This is a genomic window from Pedobacter westerhofensis (assembly GCF_900182595.1).
Lineage (GTDB): Bacteria > Bacteroidota > Bacteroidia > Sphingobacteriales > Sphingobacteriaceae > Pedobacter > Pedobacter westerhofensis.
On sequence record NZ_FXTN01000011.1, the window covers coordinates 215,085 to 236,228 of the forward strand.

A 21,144-nucleotide genomic window follows, 5' to 3' on the forward strand; every position below is an offset into this window, starting at 1 on the left:
TTTGATAGAATTCAAAATACGACTAGATATAAGCGATACAGTCCATCTCTACAAGAGAATCTCCCGGAACACCACCTTTAGCAACAGCTATCGTTGTACGTACCGGAGGTTTCTTTCCAAAACGGCCTTTATAAACTTCGTTCATTCCCTTATAGTCAGCGATATCATTGAGGAATACACTCACTTTTACCACTTTTTCCATCGATGAACCCGCTTTGATCAGCTCAGCCTCCAGTTCTTTCAATACGATATCAGTGTGTGCTTCAATAGTAAAGGGAGCAACGTGGGCACCTTTACCGGCAATAAAAATCATGTTGCCTAATTTAGTGTGGCCAGAAAACAATGGAACATCATCCATTTTAGTGATGTTGCCAGCTTCCTTTTCAGGTGCAGCATCTTTAGTAGCTGCATTTGCAAATAATCCAAATCCTGTTACACCAACAGCAGATAATAATAATTTTTTCAGGGCAGATCTTCTTTCTGTACTCATTTGATTTAAGGTTTAATGGTAATATTAATTCTATTTACTATTCTTTGTTCTCAACCACTCACGGCCGGGTTTATCCACCCTGAAGGTCTCGATATTCTTCTCATCCTGGAGTGTTACGTACATCGTGCGCCCGTCCTTACCGCCAAAGGCTACATTGGTAGGCTTTTTACCTTTCAGTACAATCTCCTGCAGCAGCTTGCCCTGCGGAGAAACTTTAGCTACCACCCCTTTTCCATAACGTGCCTGGTAGATGTTGCCATCCACATCAACACGCAGTCCATCCATTCCAAAATCAGTGAATTCAATTACCAGGCGTTTGTTGCTGATTGCCCCTTCAGGAGAAAGATCAAAGGCCCAGATTTTCAGCAGTTCGTTTACGTATAAGGTCTTATTATCCGGACTAACGTCGATACCGTTTACTGTACCCGGAGCAGTGTACAACAGGCTGAACTTGCCGTCAGTATCCACACGCCACACACGTCCTGTTCCTGCTTTCCAGTTTGGATCGCTTGCGTATAAACGGTCTTTGTCATCTATAGCGATATCGTTAGGCTGGTTCATGCTGCCCTCATGTGCAAAAACACTGATTGCTTTTGTGGCCATATCCACTTTAAGGACATTATGACCGGTATAATCAGCAATAAGCATATTGCCATGACTGTCAAAGCGTATACCATTGCCCATACTTCCTTTTGGTAATTCAAGAAAAATGCTTGCCTTGCCTTTAGGAGTAATGATACCGATCGTCCCGTCGTGGTCATAATTTACAGCATACAAATTCCCTTTTTTATCAACGGCGGGTCCTTCTGCACCAATTGTAAAACTATTTGGAGGCGTCAATACCGAGGATTTAAACAATCCGCCCTGGGCATTCGCACTTAGTGTGAAAGCCAGGCAAAGAGAGACAACTGACAATGTTGGAGCGCATTTGTACGTGAAACTGTTCTTTTTTAGCATTATATTATTTATGGTTTTGTTTTTCTTGCTTCAGCAACCTCAGCGGCAGTAACTACACCGGGAGTGTTTCCGAAATTACTTTTAATATAGGTAACTACCTGTGCAATCTCCTCATCTTTGAGGAAAGTACCGTGTGCAGGCATCACTTCATTGTATGGTAAGCCTTTTACCTGTACCGGCCCCTGCAGCCCGTTAAGGATTACATTGATCAGTTTTGTTTTGTCGCCATTTACCCATTCAGATCCTGCAACCGGAGGATAGCGGTTACCGTCACCCTTACCGTCACGCTGGTGGCATGGACTGCAATAGGTAGTATACACTTTTGCCGCAGCAAGGAGCTTGCCCCTGTCCAGATCATCCGTGATTTCATTTGGTGTTTTGATATTGGATCTTGTTACCTTACGTTTCGCCATCGCAGCCAACTGCAAAGGGCCAAAAGTCTGTTTGTTCCCTTTAAACATGATCCTCCAGATCTTTCCCTTTTCAGTATCGCTGACGTAGAGCGAACCATCCGGGCCTTCAGCAAGTCCCATTGGGCGGTACACGGCATTACTTACGTTTACGATTGGGTCAACACCGGCAAATCCATCCGCAAACACTTCCCATGGGCCGGAAGGGACACCATTTTTGAAAGGTACAAATGCGATGATATATCCTGCCTGAGGATACGGGGCACGGTTGGTTGCGCCGTGAAAAGCCATAAATGCTCCATTTTTATATCTTGCAGGAAACTGGTTGCCCTTGTAAAACATCAGGTCGTTGGGTGCAAAGTGCCCCGGGAAACCGATCAGCGGCTGCGTCAGTTTAGCGCCATTACCTTCTTTAACCTTATCACCTCCATATTCAGGGTTCAGGATTTTTTTCTTTTTAATCTGGTCATAATAATAATATGGCCAGCCTCCGTTCAGTCCCTGTTTTACCTTGAAAAACTCCTCGGCAGGAAGCAGTGCGCTTTCCCATGGCGTATATATTGCAGGCCATAACATTCGCAGGTCGTCACGGCCATGGTTAATGGTGTACAAAGATTTGCTGTTATGGTCCCATTCCAGCGCTACGATGCTCCGCAGGCCTGTTGCAAATTTCACACCGTCTTCCTGTTTCTGGTTCAGTTTATTCTCATCAAACATCCAGATACCGCCGTGGTCCACCAGAAAAGGGCTCGGGTCAGTTTCCGAATCGGGCGTACCCGTTCCCGGAGAGCCGGGCCTTCTGTTGGCTACCTGACTGGCATTTGATCCTGCGCCCCATCCTACATAGATATGGCCACTGTCGTCAAAAGCCACAGGCTTGGTCTGATGTTCATGATATGGCGGATTGTCAATTACAATCGTATCCATCTTACTGTCCGGCACCAGCTGTCCCGGTGTCAGTTTATTACGGTAAACAACAAGTTCAGAGCTGTAATACAAATACCCGTTGTGGATACGCATGGCTGTTCCGTAGCTGCGGCCTTCATATTTGCCAAAAGGCTGGATAATATCGGCCTTGCCATCATTATTGGTATCGCGCAGGGCGATGTTGCCATATCCATCGTTCCTGTTATGGTTTCTTGCTTTAACATAGATATCACCATTGTCGTTCACAGCGATATGCCGTGCCTGACCGGGTAAACTGTCTACCACCACTACTGCACGGAATCCCCCCGGCAAAGCCAGCCCACCATTTCCCGGATCTGCAGGTGGCAGGCCGGTATTGGGTTTGTATTGGGCAAAACCCATTACGATCAGGAAAAGCCAAAATCCTACCAGGTAAACCTTTGGTATACGGAAAGGAATAAGGGACGTAAAAAAAGCCCTCACTTTGAGCGCGGTGTGTTTGTGGTTCATTAGTAAATCGGTTAATCTTTAGCAATATCCTAAAAAAGCATCAGGAAATTGGTTGAATTTACAATAATTAGTTATTTCCTCTGCCATTTTTAACTATCAATCCCGCTTCCTAACTAAAAAGTTATAAAAAAACCCTGTAAACGTGCTTTTTCGGCAAGTTTACAGGGTAAGACACCTGATAAGGGCAATCAGACTAATGAAAAACCTAAAAAATAACCAGTCTTAATTAGGGCTTATTTATCCCACCACATTCTGGTTGTCCATAAATCCGGGCCCTGGGTGGCCACGGCAGCTTTATAGTTATCGGCATTCAGGCTTGCTTCAGATTGCGGGTAAGGCAGCCGTCTTGGTATCTGTCCACCGGTTTGATTGCCGGGATAATTGGTAGGCACCAGCACGGGATAGCCCGTCCGTCTCCAGTTGGCATAAATTTCCATATTGTTCATAAACTGCGAAGCCCAGAACTGCGTATGGATCTGTTTCATCTGCGCGTCAAAAGTACCGCCTGTGTAAGGGTTGGCCGTCAGGTAAGCATTGATCGCCGCAGAAGAAATACTGCTGCCGCCTGGATAAATGGTTTCTATTTCCATCGATGCCCTTACTGCATTATCATAATGTGTTTTGGCATCCCCGGTTCCCCAGCCGCGCAGCGACGCTTCGGCCAGATACAGTTCTACTTCATTGTAACTGATAAATATGCTTGGTGTGGCATTATTGCCGATGGTGTTCAGGTTGATTTCCGAGTATTCTGCCAGCATCTCATCTGTCCATCCGGGGATGATCGTTTTGATCGAGGTATAATCGTACCCGTTTGGCAAGCCCTTCTGGTTTGCTGCAATTGTACTGGTTGGCAATTGTGTAGGATCAGCATTTCCCGGCCATAAAGTAATATAAAATGGTAATCTCGGATCGTTCGTATTTTTTAGGTGGTTTACAAAAGTCTGCGCCATTTTCCCGTATCCCGTTCCTTTTGCTGATGGCGGCACGCCCTCTCCACCGCGCAGCTCACGGCCATCCCAGTAGAAATTAAGCTCCGTCCCATCGGTATGGTTCAGTTTTGCTATATCAGCATTGCTCTGCATCACGCCACCGGCTATGGCTTTCTTGACCCAGGTTTGAGCTAAAGCAGGATCAACCTTGGTGAGCCGCATCCCCAGGCGGAGCATCAGCGAATAGGCAAAAGTTTTCCATTTGGAAGTTGTACCATTGTAGATATAATCGGCAGCGCCATAAGATGCTTTAGAGGCGTCCAGTGCCAGTGCAGAGGTTTCCAGCTGCTTAAGCATGGCCGGATAGATATCAGACTGCTTGTCGTATTTGGGTTTGTAGATGCCGTTCACATATCCCAGGCCTGCTTCGGTATAAGGCATATCACCATACATATCCGTTACACGGTGCAGGATGTATACCCTCCAGATCTGCGCAATATGATAAAGGTTTATCATATCAGGTTTATCTTTTGTAAGCGAAATAATCTGCGAGTTCTCTTTCAGCTCAACCCCGTAGGCAGTACCAAACAGGGCATCAGAGTATCCTGCTTTGGCCAGGTATTTATCTCCCGTCCACTGATAGGGATTGAGGGAGGCAAAAAGCTGCATCATCGCCCCTGCCAGCTTATCATTTGGATACAGCGTATTGCCATCACCATCACCTGCAGTTTTGATAATGTTGTAGGAGAACAAACTGGTGATCACCGGTTCTGTAAAAGCATTCGGATTGGTATTCATCTCCTCAAAGCCTTTGTCGCACGATGATAAAAGAACAACTGCCACCAATGCAAGCCTCAGCACTTTAGCCGGAAAATTCCATTTTATATATTTAGAGTTTGTCATAATTAATGCTAAAATTGGTTTTACATGAGTTGATTAGAATTTCACTGAAAGATTTAAACCATAACTGCGCGTAGTAGGAACACCAAAGTTCTCCAGTCCCTGTGCATTGGAGTTGTTGTAGGTAGACTCAGGGTCTACATTTGGCACCTTGCTGTAAATCAGCAGCAGGTTACGGGCAACAAGTGAAAGGGTTGCCGACTGAACCGGTGTTTTTGCCAGCAGCTTTTTCGGCACAGAATAACCAAGGGTAATCTGGCGTAACTTGATAAAGCTGGCATCATACACAAACTGGTCGGTTAGCGTGTAGGCGATGCCCTGGTAATAGTCCTGCGCAGAAACTACCTTGCTAAACGGAGCCCCGGTTTCGTCCACACCTGTTACCGTAATGCCGGATTCACGCACGCCATTGGCAGCCGTCCTTTTGTCCAGTCCGTAATACGTTCCGTACGCATTGGTTGAGGTATACATTTTTGCACCAAACTTGCCATCGATCAGAAATCCGAGCGAAAGGTTTTTGTAGCTGAAAGTATTGGAGATACCCATGGTCAATGGCGGCACTCCTTTTCCGAGCGGCACAATCTCACTTTGTAAAGGGATGCCGTTGGCACTGTTGTAAATCACATTTCCATTGGCATCGGTTTTGGCTTTATTTCCGGCAATCATCCCAAAAGACTGACCTTCATAATGATACACATAAGCATTTTCTGTACGCGGACTGGCACCCGGCAGTGCCAGTTTATCTAAACCTTCGGCGATGTTCAGCACCTTATTATCATTATAGGCCATATTGAAACTTACGTCCCAGTTGATGCCATTTGAAGAACGCAGCGGTGTGCCCGTCAGCAAAAGCTCTACGCCCCTGTTTCGCATTTTTCCAACATTCAGCGATACACTGTTAAAACTGGAAGACACTGCAACCGCAGCATTGACGATATCGTTTGTTGTGGTACGGTCGTACACGGTTAAATCAACCCCGAAACGGTTATTGAACATTCTGGTTTCGATTCCGGCCTCTGTAGTAGTTGAGGTATAAGGTTTCAGCTCACTCGGAATATTGCTGCCGGTAATGGCCAGCAAAGGTTGCCCCAGGTGCGTTACCGATTGTGCAGTATAAGTTAATGCCAGGGAATAGGGATTTGGTGCCCCGCCTCCTACCTGCGCCCATGAACTGCGGATCTTTGCATAAGACAACCATGAAGGTTTGGAGGCCCAGGCATTTGAAAGAATAAAACTCACACCTGCTGATGGATAAAACAGGCTGTTATTGCTCATGGACAAGGTGGAGAACCAATCCTTACGACCGGTTAAATTTAGGTAGAGGTAGTTGTTAAACCCGATATCTGCAGATGAAAAGAAGGAATTGATCGCAGATTCGCTGAAAGTATCCGTAAAAGTCTGGCTGCTGCCGTTTCCGATAAAATAGGTAAAGGGAACATTGAACAGTCCGCTCGATAAAGTACCCGCTCTTACCTGTGAGTGCATCTGGTTACCGCCAAGCAATGCGTTTACAGAGAATTTGCCAAAGGTCTTATCAAAACCCAGCAATGCCTCGGCATTGGTTTCATAGGTACTGTTGCGGTCGGTAGTCATGCTCCCCCGTGTATCCGTTAAGATCCCACTGGGATTGATATCAAAACCATTGGTATTAAAGTAGTCGATCCCCAGCCGGCCACGGGCGTAGAGGTAGTCGGTAATATTGTAACGGGTGCTGAAAGAGCCGATAAATCTTTTTCTTTCATCTTCATTCTGCACCTTATTAATGGCAAAGTATGGGTTTACCACAAATACATAGTCGTTCCATGGTACTTCAAAACCCTGGGCATCATAGCCTGGCGCCAGCGTACGGACATCCAGACTGGTGGCGATCAGGCCTACCGAAGCATTCGGGTTTTTCGTAAAATCGGCAATGTAACTGCGGTTTTTGTTTTTCTCGATGTTGAACTGCACATTACCTTCAAAGATGATCTTTTTGGAAAGGTTGGCACTGGCACTCAGGTTGAATGTTTTACGGTTGAGCGAAGAGTTTGGCACAATCCCGTGGTTGTCCATATTGGAGGCCGAGAAACGAAAATTTGAAGTTTCGTTGCCTCCGGTTAAAGCCAGCGTATTGGAAAAAGTGCTTCCTGTATCATAAAAATTCTGGATATTATTTTTTTGTGCAACATAGGGACGGGCTATCCCATCAGTATTTACTACCGATGACCCGTCCAGTTTAGCGCCCCAGGAGATCCTTCCATTGGCAATAGCCTCTGATTTAGAGGTAGGTTTCAGGCCGCGGTCGCCCGATCCGTATTCATACTGCCAGTCGGGCGTAGACAGCGGGGTCTCCATTGTATAGGTAGTATTGTATTCTACACCAAGCCCGCGTTGTCCCTTCCCTGTTTTTGTTGTAATCAGAATCACCCCGTTGGCCGCCCTGGAGCCATATAAAGCCGCAGCCGTTCCGCCTTTTAATACCGATATCGATTCAATATCATCAGGGTTGATACTATTTAATCCATCGCCCCTGTCCACACCGCCGTAAGTTCCGGGAGTACTGGGTGTACTGTTGGTCATGGGCACACCGTTTACTATATATAAAGGCTGGTTTTCACCACTCAGCGATCCGTTACCCCTGATGATCACGCGGCTGGAACCACCTGCGCCGGTTGCCGTACTGGTGGCATTTACCCCGGCTACACGTCCTGCAAGTGCATTTCCTAAATTGTTCTCACGGGCTTTTGTAAACTCATCGCCTTTTACCTCCGTTACAGAATAGGCAAGCGCTTTTTTCTCCCTTGCTATTCCCAGTGCGGTAACTACCACCTCGCTCAAAGCCTGGGACTCTTCTTTCAGCATCACATTGATGATACTCCGTCCGCTCACAGGTACTTCCTGCGTAATAAAACCAATAGAGCTGAAAATCAAATCGCCAGTGCCATCCGGCAGCGATATTGAGTACTTCCCCTCAGCATTCGTACTGGCATCAGCCTTTCCGTTCTTCAGTTTTACGCTCACGCCCGGAAGCGCAATACCTTTCGCATCTGATACGGTACCGGAAACCTGGCTTTGTTTATTGGCGGTAATATCCTTCATGGGATGTTTTTCATCTTCGCGGATGGCCTGTATCAGGATCAGGTCTTTTGAGTAATAATATTCCATATGAAATGGATTTAATATTTTCCTGAGCACATCAGAAAGTTTTTCTTCTTTCACATTAAGGCTAACTTTTTTATTGTCGCCCAGTGCGTCTGAGCCATAGGCGAAATCGATCTTTACCATCTGGTTGATCTTTTTCAATACGTCGGCCACAGGCATGTTGGTTACTTTGAGGGTGATCCTGGTATCAAGGCCACGCTTATCTGCACGTTCTGCCCTGGCAACCAGTGAATATTGGAACAGGAGGATAGTCAATATAATTCCCGCCAGATTTTTCAGCGAAAACCGGCTTGACAATATTTTATTTGTCATATATTTGCGATAAATTTTGTTAAAAGATAGCCTTCCATACAAGGAAGGTTTGCAGGATTTAGCTGAGCACAGCTCAGAATTTACAGGTTGGATGTGCTGGTACCACATTCAACTTTTTTTATGTCGTTTTCTCATTGCATAGGCGTCTGGATTTTGGTTAATTATTAAATAATTATTTCATCTTCTGAACAAGATGCGCTCCCCGATTCAACCTTTTAACTGAATTAACCCTTTAAAAAAGAGTTAAGAATTCAGATTCAAAATAAAAAAAAGAAATTAAGCAGACATTTTCTGGTTATGCTATTCATTTTGTGAGAGGTTCGCATTAAAGACACACAAAATTGCGTTTCAGACTAACTAAATCAGGATATTTCTATTGAAAAAACCAGTAATACAGCTTATTTAGACCTGTTTTTACATATTATATGTAACAAAATACACGATAATACCAGCCGGAAATCATATTACAGGTAAAAGAAGGTAAAAATCGTAAACTTCTCTGTTTTCACAAGCTCATTATTCTAAGAACCTTCTCAAGGTGATTATGGAATTTTTCCTGCCGGATCATCATGATTAAAAAATCATACAGATATGAGAAAAGTACTATTGTTAAGCTACGCAGTTGCGCTCGGCTTCTTTTGCGGCTGCGGCCAGAATACCGGCAACGAACTTGATAACTATGATGCGCTGGCAGCTGTTCCCTCTGCAAAATACCTGGCAGTTTATGAGCAAGACACCGCCTGGCTGTCCCTTATTAAAAAAGGGCCAAAGGTTGAAGGTAACCTGAGATTTAAATACAGCAATGGGATCAGACAGCAGGGCACATTCAAAGGATTGTTCAGAGGTGATACGCTGTTTGCAGATTATCACTACAAAGGACAAAACGGGCAGTGGCAGAGAAATCCGATAGCCCTGTTAAAAACAGGCGGGCAACTACAGATGGGCGTAGGACAGCGTGAATTTGCCTGGGGACGTACCTACTTTACTAAAAATGTACCCATAGATTTTGAAAAAGGCCGCTTTGTTTTTGTAAAAAAAGATTAGTTACAAAATTTATTACGCCCGTTGGTCGAAAGATTGCAGGAGTTGGTCGGGTGTTACAGTAACATGGTATAAAAGCCACAAAAGCGCTGAAACGTTTGAGGGGTGACGACGTCTTATATACAAACAATTAAGAAATAGTTATTTACAAAAACCCTCAAACTCAAAAGATATGAAAACTCTATTCAACAACGGATTAAAATCATTAGCTATCATTTTATTAGTATCAGTATTTGCGCTAAACGTTTCTGCAGCAACCGCAACAGTAGATATGGGACATGCCCCAAAAGAAATCAAAAAAATAATTGTTAACGGCAATACCAAAGTGATCCTGGTACAAAGCGCAAAAGAATTTATAACAATGGATTCTCTTGATCTGAAAAACGTATCAGTAACACAACTTGGCAATGCACTTACGATCAGCTCCAGCCAAAGCAATCCTGTAACGGTAACAGTTTATGTAAAAAACCCATACCGCATTGATGCCTCAGGTACTTCGGAAGTTAAAACACTGGGAAAATTTAATCTGGTAAACCTGCAGGTAATACTTAAAGATGATGCTACTGCACGTGTAAAAGCAAGTACTGAAAGTATCTATACCGTAGTTAACGACCGTGCAAACCTGCAGCTGATTGGTGAAACAGGCAAACACGTTTATGAAACTGCCGATGTTGCCAAAATGGATACTGCCAAATTAGCAGCAACAGAGTCAGAAAATGCAAGAATCTTGAAAGTAGCTGTTGCCTTGAATGCCAAATAAAAGCAGGCAATAACATTACGATTGTGAAAGAAGATACCTGTATTCTGCCGGTATCTTTTTTTATGTTACAGCTATATCGATTATGCAAGCACATTTATCTAAATTTGCCTAATGATCCGGATATCAGTTGAGTCCCCTGCCCTTGTTAAAGAAACTCCAATCTTACACTTACTTGTATTGCTGTTCATGTTATCGTCATGCAGCAATGAGGCTGCTGGTGATCATCAGCAAAAAGTGGTTTATCATGCGGTGAACAAATCCGATACGGCAAAGCTCAGCATCGATTTAACTGATAAGGTATTTGAAGGGCAATTCGAAATCAATCACCGCGGCGTGTTTAAAGATTCAGGCGACGTCAATGGTGTGGTAAAGGGAGATACACTGATGGGCACCTTTCATTACCAGAGTTACGGCGTAGAAAAATGGTACAGGATTCCTATCGCTTTGCTCAAAAAGGATAAAAAGCTGATTATGGGCGTTGGTTCAATGGAGATCTATATGAACATGACCTTCTTTACCAGGAACACGCCTATCGATTATGAACATCCGCAGTTTACCTTCGAAAAAGCGGAGTAAATGCAATTAGGGTCATAGACAGATTTGAACTTTCGGTCGATGCTTTGGGGTATAACGACGATTCTGCGAAATGGTTTATTCTCCCTTTCCTACCTTTAAGCATGGAAAAGAAAACCAATAAATATCATTTAGCCTTAAAATTAAAGCAGTACGCTAATGGCGAGACCTTACCAGCCAGAGAACTGGAGTTCGACTTTGATAATCATGATGAGATATTCAGTATCATAGAAAGGATCGAAGCGAAGAACCCATTTAATGATCCTTCACAAGCCGTACAATTTGCCCTTGGCCTTAAATTATTTGCCGAAGTTAAACTGAAGAACCGTAACCACCCCCTCTTTGAAGAACTGAATACTGTTTTTGGTGACTTTATGAAGAAACTGAAGAGTTTGTAGCAGGCAATCCATATGATAAATACATTAACTGACAAGCGGGTATCTGAAATTTTGGATATACTGCACGAAAAAGCAACAGCCGACAGTATCCAGCGCCGGATTGCAAAAAACACACCCGGCTTTGAACGCTCATGGGACACTGCTTATATGGCTGTAAATCCTGAAGAAGGTTATCTGCTGAACTTTTTAGCTACAGTTTCGGAAGCAAAAAACATTGTAGAATTTGGCTGTTCTTTTGGAATCTCTACTATTTATCTGGCAGCAGCCGCAAAAAACAATGGAGGAGCCGTTGTCAGTACTGATATAGAGCCCACCAAAGTTGCCGGCGCGCGCAAAAATCTGGAAGATGTGGGCCTGGCTGAATATGTAACCATTTTGCAAGGCGATGCCACACAAACCCTCGCGTCCCTGAAGGGGCCGGTTGATTTCCTGTTCCTCGATGGCGCCAAAGAACTTTATCTTCCGGTTTTTAACCTGCTGCGCCCAAAACTAATCAAGGGATCTGTGATCTTTGCAGATAATGCCGACAAACCGGACACACAACCATTTGTGGAGCACATACTTGGTTTAAAAGATGAATTTACAACTGCGCATATTTTTGAGAAACGGGCATTCATTGCCTATCTAAAATAAAAAAGAGATTGTATCATTGATGATATTGAACCTCAGAGAATGGAATATTTGCAAGTGCTCCCTTAGGGGGTACTAGTAAAAATAGCGAAAAAGAGGCTGATCATGATACAGCCTCTGCTTTTCATCGTAAAGATTCAAAATTAACGGCCAACTTCAAATCTATAGGTAGCACCCTGCCAGAGGCCTGTATATTTATTGCCGTTGAACTCACCTGCTTCCGGGCTGGACGAAGTTGCTTCAACCAAATATTGGCCAGGCCATAGCGGTGTAAAAGTAACATTACCTTCAGCATCCGTTTTTAATTCCTGGCTCCATTTTGCCGGAGAAAACAACAGTACAGTTAAATCCGCTTTGGCAGCACCTTTCAGCCAAACCTTCACTGTAACAGGTTTATTTACTGTTGCATCGCCCAGCGGCAGCACTTTCAGTTCGCTGGTATTGGCCGCAGGTTCTGCAGCAAGGCCTGCCTTACCAACCCTTACACTTGCGCTTGCTAAAAACTCAAGCAGATAAGTACCACTCAATGTATTGCCCTTATGGCTTACAGTTAGTGTATATGCACCTTCACGCTCAGGAGTAAATGAAGACTGCAGTGAATTAGCAGTTTTAGTAAGCACCAGCTTCTCTTTTTTTCCATCCGGCGCGGTTAACCACAGTGTCAGATCAGGCAGGTTAGCAAACCATTTGCTCAGTTCGTCCTTTTCATTCTGACCATATTCGCCATAAAACAGGTTTACAGCTTGTGCCTGACCGGCTTTTCCTGTTGCAGAAGTCTCGATCCAAAGTGAATGCGCAGATACGATAACAGCGCTTAAGGCCATTAGAAGTGTTAGTATTGTCTTTCTCATGTTTAATTTAATTGATTGATATGAGTTTTTCTCGTAGACTCATCTAAAACTTAAATGTAATGCTGCCCAGGTACTGACGTGTCATCTGATAAGCAGCGGCATAATTCCAGTAATGTTCATTACCAAGGTTGTTGCCTTTCAAGCCAAAGCGCCATTTAGGCTGATCATAGAACACGGAAGCATTCAGCAGCAGATAAGACGGAATTTTCAGCGTATTGAGTGCATCAAAATAGGATTTGTCTACATAGTTACCGCCAAAGCCCAGTCCCACATTTTTGATGTATTCCGAGAACTTATAGCTTACCCAGAAATTTGCAACATTTTGCGGAGCTGCCTGTACCAGTTTACCAATCAGCGCAGCTGTTCCTTTTGTGGTCTTATTCTCATTATAGGCATAACCTGCAACGATATTAAGGCCATTAACAGGATTGGCGATCAGTTCTGCCTCAAATCCCCTGCTCCGCTGGGTACCGTTCTGTACCGTAAAATTCAGGTTATTGCGTAGTTCAGTATAAGTTGCATTGCTCACACGGATATCATAAAAGCTTACCGATGCTGATAAACGGTGTTCAAAAGCCTCAGCCTTGATACCGCCCTCAAACTGGTTCGCCTGCCGTGGTTTAAATACTTCGCTGCTGCCATCAGGCTGGGTAACCGGCCCTACATTGGAAAATCCGTTCATGTAATTGGCAAACAAACTTAGCTGGTCTTTTACCAGCTGGTACACCAATCCAAATTTGGGCGACAGAGCGGTCTGGTTGTAATTATTTTTAGCAGCAACACCATTGGTCAGGGTTGGTTTATTCTTAAAACGGTCTACACGCAAGCTCATCATCGCCTCCAGCTTATCGGTAATATTGAGCACGTCTGAGGCATAGGCACTGTAAATATCTTGTTTTGCAGATACTGAACTGTAAGTACCATTGGCAGCCAGCAGATTGTATTTTGGCAGGTCTACCGCCGCAAAGGGCTTGGTGATATCAGGAATAACATCATAAGCGATCTGGTTGGAGTAACGCTGTTTGCCGTCATATGTGAAAACATCCAGGCCGGCAACCAGACGGTTACGCAGTGACCCTAATTTAAAATCTCCGGTAAAGTTCTGCTGGAAGTCGATCGAGTTGAAATCACGCGGCCCGAAATCCAGGATACTGCGTGCCACGCTTGTTGCCGTCAGGTATACCGGGTACATCTGCAGGCTTCGTTCTACGTGGTTATTACTGTAGGCAACCTGGGTAGTAGATTTCCAGTTGTCGGATATTTTATAATCGCCCTGTGTGTAAAAGTTCCTTGAACTTAAGCGGGCGTCTATATTCTCACCGCCGTAACTGGTACGATAATCAAGCGGAACATCCTTCAGGCTCGTGAACAGTCCCGCATTGAATGTAGGATAGGGATTCTGGGTTTTGTTCTGCGTAAAAATCTCCGCATCAAATAATAATGTCAAACGGTCATCTACTTTGTAGGATAAGCTTGGTGCAAAAGTAAAGCTGCGGTTATGACCGATATTCTGGAAACTGCCTTCATTGTGATAAGCCGTATTTACGCGCAGTAAAACGCTTTTATCTGCATTGAGCGGACTGTTGATATCTGCTGTGACCCTGCTTAAATTGTAGCTGCCCACGGTACTGGAGATCTCGCCCTTAAAGGTATCGAAAGGTTTTTTCGTCACCTGGTTGATCAGTCCCCCGAAGGAAACAATACTGGAACCAAATAAAGTGCCCGATGGCCCTTTGATTATTTCTGCACGTTCAATATTGATCGGATCAACAGAAGACCATGCCTGTGCGGCCATCCCGTTCCTCACCGATGTACTTACACTAAAACCACGCAGGTATACACCGATCGTCCCTGCAGGGGTTACTCCGGGTACTACACCGGGCGAATTCCAGAGCGCGTCTTTATAATCCACAACCATTTGTTCCTGCATCAGTTCCTTGCTCACCACAGAGTACACCTGCGGATTTTCGAGGTTAGACAGGGGCATGCGCGCAACATACTCGCTTTTTTTACCGGCAAACTTATTCGGCTTGTCGCCGCCTATCACAACTTCTTTCAGCTGCTCATGGTTTTCTGAGAGCACAAAATCAACCACAAGGGTTTCACCGGCTTTCAGTTCAACTGTTTTGCTTTGTGGGACCAGCCCTACATACCGGGTGGTCAGCGTATAGTTACCCGGCAGGACCCGGTTGATCTGGTAGTTCCCTTTCTTGTCAACAGCAGTACTTTTGGAGGCGCCTTTTAAGCCAATTGTTACAAATTCTGCCGGCTGTCCGTCAGAAGTAGTTACAGTACCTCTGATACTGCCGCTTTGCTGTATGTTAATGGATTGCGCCAGCTTAACTGATTGCTCCTGGCTGCCGGCAGCCGTTTGGTTATCAGAGGACTGTGCGAATGCGGGTGAAGAAAGGCACAGCAGGAAAAGAGAGGCAAGGGTAAGGCTTGGTTTTTTGAGATAGAATAAGATAGATCTATTACTGCATAGTAATAAAGAATTCATAATTTTGTTTGAATGATTAATTGATTGAAAGATGAATTATCATGGGCCGGTGTGATGTTTGGCGACGAGCACCGGCTTTCTTAAATCCTATCTTTCAGGGAGGAGCTAAATGGATTTTCATACCGCAAAGAAAAGCGTTATTTAGAATAAATCCAAACTAAGATTTAACTATCTCAATAAAATAACGAGAATCAGGCTGAATATAACCAGCATAGCACCTACATCGAGCCATCCAAAGTGGAATATTTTATCAATGTGCAGCTCAGCCTCCTCTCCCCGGATCCAAGCCCTTAGAAAACAAATGAATTGATTCATTTCTGTTATAATTTCATTTTCTTTATAAGAAAGAACCGGTAGCCTGGCTCCCGGCTGGTCTTTCAGAAAAATATTAGTTTGATGATCAATCTACTGATATCTGTGGCCGATTTGAATATTGCTTGAACCTTACATCAAATCCTTTCTTGTTATGGTAAACTAAACCTTATAATTTACAAAATGTATTTCTAAAACAATAAATTTTGCAAATTAATTTTACTTTAAGTGTTCTTAATTTTATTAAAGTGGCTTTATGAGCTCTTTCAAAGTATTCAGGTTCGCGACTGCCTCTCCCATCGTATTGTTAAAATAAGTGTAAACTGTTTTCCCCTCAGCCAGCCAGTCGTTAATATAACCGGCATATTCTGCCAGGAGATCTGTCTCATAGCTCCCCCTGTAGCTCCCGTCCGGACCATGAAAACGTAAATACACAAAAGCAAGATCAGATTCCAGCATCGGCGTAACAGCCGGCGGTTTATCCTGGATCACCATCGCCATGCGCTGATTTTCCAGCATGCCGTACACATCCTCATGGTACAGGGAAACATGCCTGAACTCTACGGCGATTTTCCATTCTTCAGCAGGATCATTTTCACGCAGGATTTCCGTAAGCAACATCAGCTGTTTTAGGTTACCGATCCGTACGCTGGGAGGGAGCTGAACCAGCAGGCAGCCTTTTTTATCTCCCGCAGCAGCGATCACGTTCATGAACTTTTTGATCAGCTCAGGATCAAAAGCAAGCCCTTTGTTGTGGGTAATCTCTTTAAAAAGTTTATAGCTGAACCTGAAATCGACCGGCACCTCAGCCGCCCAGCGCTGTACCGTAGATGCCATCGGAATTTTATAAAAAGAACTGTTCACCTCGATACTGTTCATCAGTGAGCCATAAAAGCACAGCCTGCTTTTATCCTGAAATTCAGGCGGATAAAAAAGCTTGTTCCGTACAGGCAACAATAAACCGCTTGTACCTGAAAAGTAACCGGGGACAGATATTTCTTCCATAGCCCTATAAACTCATCACAGAAAAAATTGTTTTACAGCGAGATAAAACGCTCTGGCCTGTCCTCTCCCAGAGCAGCATAAAAATCCGGAAAGCAGCCAATCTCCGCACCATCCAAAATCGTGGTGACAACGCATTCTGTTGGTTTAGGTAAAGGCTGATATGCAAATCCTGTCGATTTTTCGGCCTTCATCAGCACAATATTCTTCTCTCGCGACAGCTGCGCAAGGCGCTGCCCGATTTCGTTATCCATACTGAGCGCAATCGCATTCTCATTAAAAAAACACATGGCCACTACTTTAAAACTGTGGGTATTGCTCTCTAATTCAGGTAAGATCGATTGGATCAAACGCTGTAATCCTGTATTTGGGGAAAGAAAAAAGTAAGCTATGGTCATCGGTACAAAAGAACAGAAGTGGGTCCAGGCTTACAATCCCCTATTAGGGGGATCAGTCCGTCTATATGCAAGCTGCCAAAAAACTATATTTGCAGTACCATACCATGCAAAAGAAAAACACTCAAATGCCTGTGAACACATTACTTTCGGGAACCAGGGAAGGAATTTATTAATTTGGAACATTCGGTTTGATATAATAGCTTTGTGCCATGCCGCGTCTTAAAGAATTTGATTACGACCAGAAACTGGAAACAGCAAGAAATCTTTTTTGGGAAAAAGGGTACAATGCAACCTCGATGCACGACCTGGTGGATACGCTGAAGCTAAACCGCAGCAGCATCTATGATACCTATGGCAATAAACACACGCTATTTATCAAATGCCTGAACAGCTATATCCTTAAAAAAGAAGGAGATTACCAGGCAGCAGCAGCAAAAGCAAATTCGCCCCTGGAGGCTGTTCAGCTCATTATCAAAAGTGTGGTCAAAAACATGGTACTGGAAGAAAAAACCTGTATGTCTGTGAAAACAACTTTTGAACTGGGCCAAACAGATCCGGAAACACAGGCGCTATTAAACAACCAGGCTAAAAATTCTGTCAGATTATTCTCCGGGCTCCTGCAAACAGCCAAAGACCAGGGAGAGCTTGCACAGGATAAAGATCCCGAAATGATTGCGCATTTCATTGTAGCCTCCTTTAGTTCATTATGGAATGCAGATATTCTTTTTAAGGATAAAAAATTAACAAAAAAACTCCTTGATCATTTAATAGGAACCATAGCAGGCTAATTCATTGTGGCAGCCTTGATGTGATTAAAAATCAGTGATACGAACATCCAACAGTGACTTCAGCAGCTCTGCCCCGTAGGCAGAAGCAGGAGATTGAAATCCTGGTTGGTATGCTCCGCTCAGAGCGCGGCTAACTATCTCTACTGCAGAAGTAACCGTAGGCATATAACCATCCTGTGTATCTGCCATTGACCGCACAATCGTTCCATCCTCATCTGTAATTTCCACGAGGATCTTGCTTCGCGCTGAGCCGGCCCCCGCTTGTGGCTGCCCCTCTTCAAATTTCACAGTTGCGTTACCGCCTGTAGCTGCAGGAACCGCCATTGAAAAATATTCCTCGATATCAGGAATGCCCGTTGATTTATAACTGAGCACAACACCGCCCAGTGGCATCAGTGAAAAATCCTCAGGGCCATCGCCTAGATCAAAAACAGCAGATGGAGCTTCATCCAGTTTTTTGATCAGGCCATTCTTCCTGACCAAGAGTCCGGCACCAATAATATTAGCGCTGCTGGCTACCGAGCCGGGCGTAAAGCCTCCTGAGTACTTAAATGCTACCCGCATTTTAACCGGATTTTTTACCCGGTTTGCGGTATGTAAAACCAGGGGATCATAGGTAGCGAACAATCCTGCGCCAGATAACAACATGATACCTGCTGCTTTTGCTGCGGCATCTTTAGATTCGGCAAGGCGATAAATATCAACTTCGGCTGTGATATCAAAATAGTGGACCTTAAACTTTATGGATGCTTCCATTGCCTGCTCAGCAGTTTCGCTAAAGGGCCCGGCTATGTTCAGCAAAGCAGTTTTACCTTCCAGGCTTCTTTTCCATCCCTCAGCATCATCTATTGAAAATACATGGTAGGGAACGCTGAGTTCAGCAGCAAGGGCTGCTAATTTTTCCTCATTTCTGCCGGCAATTTCGAAATCCAGGCCTCTGCGGGCGGCTTCTTTAACAATTAATGTACCGGTGTATCCGGTTGCACCGTAAATCAGTAATTTTCCTTCTGAAGTATGCTGTAAGTTATTTATATGATTTAATTTTCTGTAATATTTGTTTCAGAATTAAAGCAACAGAGATGATTTCATTCCAAATAAAAACGAATCTAATGCTTTATTTTCACAGCAAACCTAAGTTAAATGTAAAACAAACGTTTCAGATTAGTGTCATTTTAAACTTACTCCAGGAGCATCATCCCCGATTGGGACTGAAGAAATTTATTCTGAAAACTGGGAAATCAGGTATTTGGCCATTTTTTTGATCCTGACCGGGTCTTTGTGAATGATATAGGATTCGTGCCATCCTGTAAAGTTGCTGATGATGAAATTCGTAATGGTTTCAGCGTCAGCCTTGGTGACGATCTCTTTTTGTTCAATAGCCTTTTGGACGAGATTTAACAAAAACTCATGCGTGAACTCACTGTCTTCCCTGAGCAAAGCCATTACATCAGGATCAGTGCCAGCGAGTTCAAAGGTGGTTTTTATAGCCAGGCAATGGTTATCACTGTAAAGTATAGTATTTACACAATCATTGATCATACCGGTGATTGCTTTCAGCGGAGACTTAATTTTTGATGAATGTGCCGACGCTTCCTTCATCCGGCCATGTACATAATTGGTAATACACCTCACAAAAAGCTGGTGTTTATCACCAATTGTATTATAAAGGCTGCTGCTGTTAATCTGCATCGCTTCCGTCAGGTCGCGCATAGAAGCACCATTGTAGCCCTTCTTCCAAAAAACTTCCATCGCTTTTTGAATTGCCTTTTCTTCATCAAATTCAACGTTCCTTGCCATATTCTTCCTCAAAGATAGCACAAATCTGAAATGTATGTTTTAGATTAATGTCATTTAACGCGCATCTCCGATGACCCGGTCGAAAGTTTGAAAAATCTCACAGCCTCTCTGGGCGCATCCAGGTCTCCCGTTACAGTTCCCATTAACCGCGGGAACCTGGCTGTTTGCTGTGGCACTACATGTCCACCACCATTTACCGTGTATAGCTCTACTACCGGCTCAGCCTCACGCAGCCATACCTCCTGATCAACTGAGCTTGGATCGCTTTCAACTCTATGAGGCAATCGTACGGCATCTTTAACTTTAACAGCCCTGCCTGCCTGTGCAAAACGTTCTGCGGTTGCCCTGGCTGAAAGTACATATCCAAAATTTTGTCCAAAAAAGAATATTTTGCCTCCCTCATAGGGAACGATAGGATCGCTGGTACCATTCACCAGCATGATCCGGGAAGTGATGTTATCAATCCTGCCGTTAAAATTATCAGGCGTTGGCAGAGAGGCGCCTATTGCTGCAATTGCATTCAGCAGCTGTGGTTGTTCAATCGCCATTCTGTATGCCATCCCCCCGCCGTTGGAATAACCAAACGCAAACACTTTCTGCGGATCAACCCCATAACCTGATTCATATTTCCTGACGAGGGAGGTGAGAAATCCAACGTCATCAATATTCTGCTTTTTAGCAGGATAAGGCGCGTTCCTGCGACAATCATTCCAGTTTTTTTTATAGCCGTCGGGATATAAGACGATAAAATTATGATCATCAGCCATCTGATCAAACTCGTAACCTGTCCACTGGCGGATCCTGTCGCCATCAATCCCGGATCCATGTAAAACAATAATCAACCCCGGTTTACTGCTTTTAACCACAGATCTTGGAACGTAGCTGAGGTACGTTCTTTCGTAATTATCCCATTTAATCATTTCCTTTTCTATACTGGCACTTAATTTCGGAGCTTTCATGTAAGGCACGTACAACCAATAAAAAAAAGCGATCAACCCGAGAATCATCAGACAACCAATAGCAGAGACTGTTATTATCATAATTTTTTTAAATATTTTCATGTTGAAGGCAAAGATATGTACATTAGCTATTCAATTAATAGCAGTATACCAAAGCATAGTACTATCCTTTGGTATAGTTAAAAATCACTATGGAAAACGATCATATCTCAGAAAGTGAATGCAGCGCAAAAATCCGGGCTATGGAAGATGCATTATACGTAATTGGCGGCAAATGGAAGTTAAGGGTGATCCTTGCCCTCTCCAATGGCTCAAGAAGGTTCAATGAGATACAGCGGAAAGTTGCCGGGATCACGCCCCGTGTTTTATCTGCTGAATTAAAAGATATGGAAGCCAATGGTTTTTTAAAAAGGAAAGTAAATATTGAAGCTACGCCTGTGATTGTTGAATATGAGCTTACAGCGTATAGTTATAGTTTGAAGGAGGTGGTGGAATCATTGATCAACTGGGGCACAATGCACCGTATCAAATTAAAGCAGGAAAACGGTAGCTGACATTTGCTTACGCTATTTGAATCTCA

Annotated in this window: 19 protein-coding genes; 7 read left to right on the forward strand and 12 right to left on the reverse strand. The window is 43.9% G+C overall.

The features are described 5' to 3' along the window. Positions 1 to 22 precede the first annotated feature (22 nt). The 5 genes from FN831_RS20940 to FN831_RS20960 all read right to left on the reverse strand — a co-directional run bounded on the left by FN831_RS20940 (position 23) and on the right by FN831_RS20960 (position 8,555). Complete coding sequence (locus FN831_RS20940; protein ID WP_142530145.1) at positions 23 to 490, reverse strand: RidA family protein; 468 nt, start codon at positions 488 to 490, stop codon at positions 23 to 25. A gap of 30 nt (positions 491 to 520) precedes the next feature. Then, on the reverse strand, positions 521 to 1,447 hold the full coding sequence (locus FN831_RS20945; RefSeq protein WP_142530146.1) for an SMP-30/gluconolactonase/LRE family protein: 927 nt from the start codon (positions 1,445 to 1,447) through the stop codon (positions 521 to 523). A gap of 8 nt (positions 1,448 to 1,455) precedes the next feature. Beyond that, positions 1,456 to 3,273: a c-type cytochrome gene (locus FN831_RS20950; RefSeq protein WP_221931374.1), complete on the reverse strand. Its 1,818-nt coding sequence runs from the start codon at positions 3,271 to 3,273 to the stop codon at positions 1,456 to 1,458. 233 nt (positions 3,274 to 3,506) lie between these two features. Next, complete coding sequence (locus tag FN831_RS20955) at positions 3,507 to 5,105, reverse strand: SusD/RagB family nutrient-binding outer membrane lipoprotein (RefSeq protein WP_142530147.1); 1,599 nt, start codon at positions 5,103 to 5,105, stop codon at positions 3,507 to 3,509. A 33-nt stretch (positions 5,106 to 5,138) separates the two neighbouring features. Further along, positions 5,139 to 8,555 carry a SusC/RagA family TonB-linked outer membrane protein gene (locus tag FN831_RS20960; RefSeq protein WP_142530148.1) on the reverse strand — a complete coding sequence of 1,139 codons (3,417 nt, stop codon included), beginning with the start codon at positions 8,553 to 8,555 and terminating at the stop codon, positions 5,139 to 5,141. 591 nt (positions 8,556 to 9,146) lie between these two features. Between FN831_RS20960 and FN831_RS20965 the strand changes: the two genes are divergently transcribed. The 5 genes from FN831_RS20965 to FN831_RS20985 all read left to right on the forward strand — a co-directional run bounded on the left by FN831_RS20965 (position 9,147) and on the right by FN831_RS20985 (position 11,960). Next, positions 9,147 to 9,599 (forward strand): hypothetical protein, encoded by a 453-nt coding sequence (locus FN831_RS20965; RefSeq protein ID WP_142530149.1) that lies wholly within the window; start codon positions 9,147 to 9,149, stop codon positions 9,597 to 9,599. 169 nt (positions 9,600 to 9,768) lie between these two features. Beyond that, positions 9,769 to 10,356 carry a GIN domain-containing protein gene (locus FN831_RS20970; RefSeq protein ID WP_142530150.1) on the forward strand — a complete coding sequence of 196 codons (588 nt, stop codon included), beginning with the start codon at positions 9,769 to 9,771 and terminating at the stop codon, positions 10,354 to 10,356. A gap of 111 nt (positions 10,357 to 10,467) precedes the next feature. Next, positions 10,468 to 10,932 carry a hypothetical protein gene (locus FN831_RS20975; protein WP_142530151.1) on the forward strand — a complete coding sequence of 155 codons (465 nt, stop codon included), beginning with the start codon at positions 10,468 to 10,470 and terminating at the stop codon, positions 10,930 to 10,932. Between the two features lie 101 nt (positions 10,933 to 11,033). Further along, a complete protein-coding gene (locus tag FN831_RS20980) occupies positions 11,034 to 11,327 on the forward strand; it encodes a DUF3861 domain-containing protein (protein WP_142530152.1) in 294 nt (97 codons plus the stop codon). Between the two features lie 12 nt (positions 11,328 to 11,339). Continuing rightward, the gene (locus FN831_RS20985; protein WP_142530153.1) at positions 11,340 to 11,960 is read left to right on the forward strand and encodes an O-methyltransferase; all 621 of its coding nucleotides are present in this window, start codon (positions 11,340 to 11,342) and stop codon (positions 11,958 to 11,960) included. Between the two features lie 140 nt (positions 11,961 to 12,100). Here FN831_RS20985 and FN831_RS20990 read toward each other — a convergent pair whose 3' ends face one another. The 4 genes from FN831_RS20990 to FN831_RS21005 all read right to left on the reverse strand — a co-directional run bounded on the left by FN831_RS20990 (position 12,101) and on the right by FN831_RS21005 (position 17,020). Continuing rightward, entirely contained in the window at positions 12,101 to 12,808 is a 708-nt protein-coding gene (locus FN831_RS20990) for a DUF4198 domain-containing protein (RefSeq protein WP_142530154.1), read from the reverse strand. 43 nt (positions 12,809 to 12,851) lie between these two features. Then, positions 12,852 to 15,308, reverse strand: coding sequence for a TonB-dependent receptor (locus FN831_RS20995; RefSeq protein WP_142530155.1), 2,457 nt, complete (start codon positions 15,306 to 15,308; stop codon positions 12,852 to 12,854). Positions 15,309 to 15,863: 555 nt separating this feature from the next. Next, positions 15,864 to 16,625: a DUF72 domain-containing protein gene (locus FN831_RS21000; protein ID WP_142530156.1), complete on the reverse strand. Its 762-nt coding sequence runs from the start codon at positions 16,623 to 16,625 to the stop codon at positions 15,864 to 15,866. A 32-nt stretch (positions 16,626 to 16,657) separates the two neighbouring features. Next, positions 16,658 to 17,020, reverse strand: a complete 363-nt coding sequence (locus tag FN831_RS21005; RefSeq protein ID WP_142530157.1) for a hypothetical protein — start codon at positions 17,018 to 17,020, stop codon at positions 16,658 to 16,660. 209 nt (positions 17,021 to 17,229) lie between these two features. Here FN831_RS21005 and FN831_RS21010 point away from each other — a divergent pair, with 209 nt between their 5' ends. Next, positions 17,230 to 17,808: a TetR/AcrR family transcriptional regulator gene (locus tag FN831_RS21010; protein WP_142530158.1), complete on the forward strand. Its 579-nt coding sequence runs from the start codon at positions 17,230 to 17,232 to the stop codon at positions 17,806 to 17,808. A gap of 24 nt (positions 17,809 to 17,832) precedes the next feature. Here the strand turns inward: FN831_RS21010 and FN831_RS21015 are convergent, their stop codons facing one another. From FN831_RS21015 to FN831_RS21025, 3 genes are all read right to left on the reverse strand, one after another. Beyond that, a complete protein-coding gene (locus FN831_RS21015) occupies positions 17,833 to 18,609 on the reverse strand; it encodes a saccharopine dehydrogenase family protein (protein WP_394348330.1) in 777 nt (258 codons plus the stop codon). Between the two features lie 417 nt (positions 18,610 to 19,026). After that, positions 19,027 to 19,605, reverse strand: a complete 579-nt coding sequence (locus FN831_RS21020; protein ID WP_142530160.1) for a TetR/AcrR family transcriptional regulator — start codon at positions 19,603 to 19,605, stop codon at positions 19,027 to 19,029. Positions 19,606 to 19,655: 50 nt separating this feature from the next. Continuing rightward, a complete protein-coding gene (locus FN831_RS21025; RefSeq protein WP_185960562.1) occupies positions 19,656 to 20,564 on the reverse strand; it encodes an alpha/beta hydrolase family esterase in 909 nt (302 codons plus the stop codon). 191 nt (positions 20,565 to 20,755) lie between these two features. Here FN831_RS21025 and FN831_RS21030 point away from each other — a divergent pair, with 191 nt between their 5' ends. Next, positions 20,756 to 21,118 carry a winged helix-turn-helix transcriptional regulator gene (locus FN831_RS21030; protein ID WP_142530162.1) on the forward strand — a complete coding sequence of 121 codons (363 nt, stop codon included), beginning with the start codon at positions 20,756 to 20,758 and terminating at the stop codon, positions 21,116 to 21,118. Positions 21,119 to 21,144: the final 26 nt, after the last annotated feature.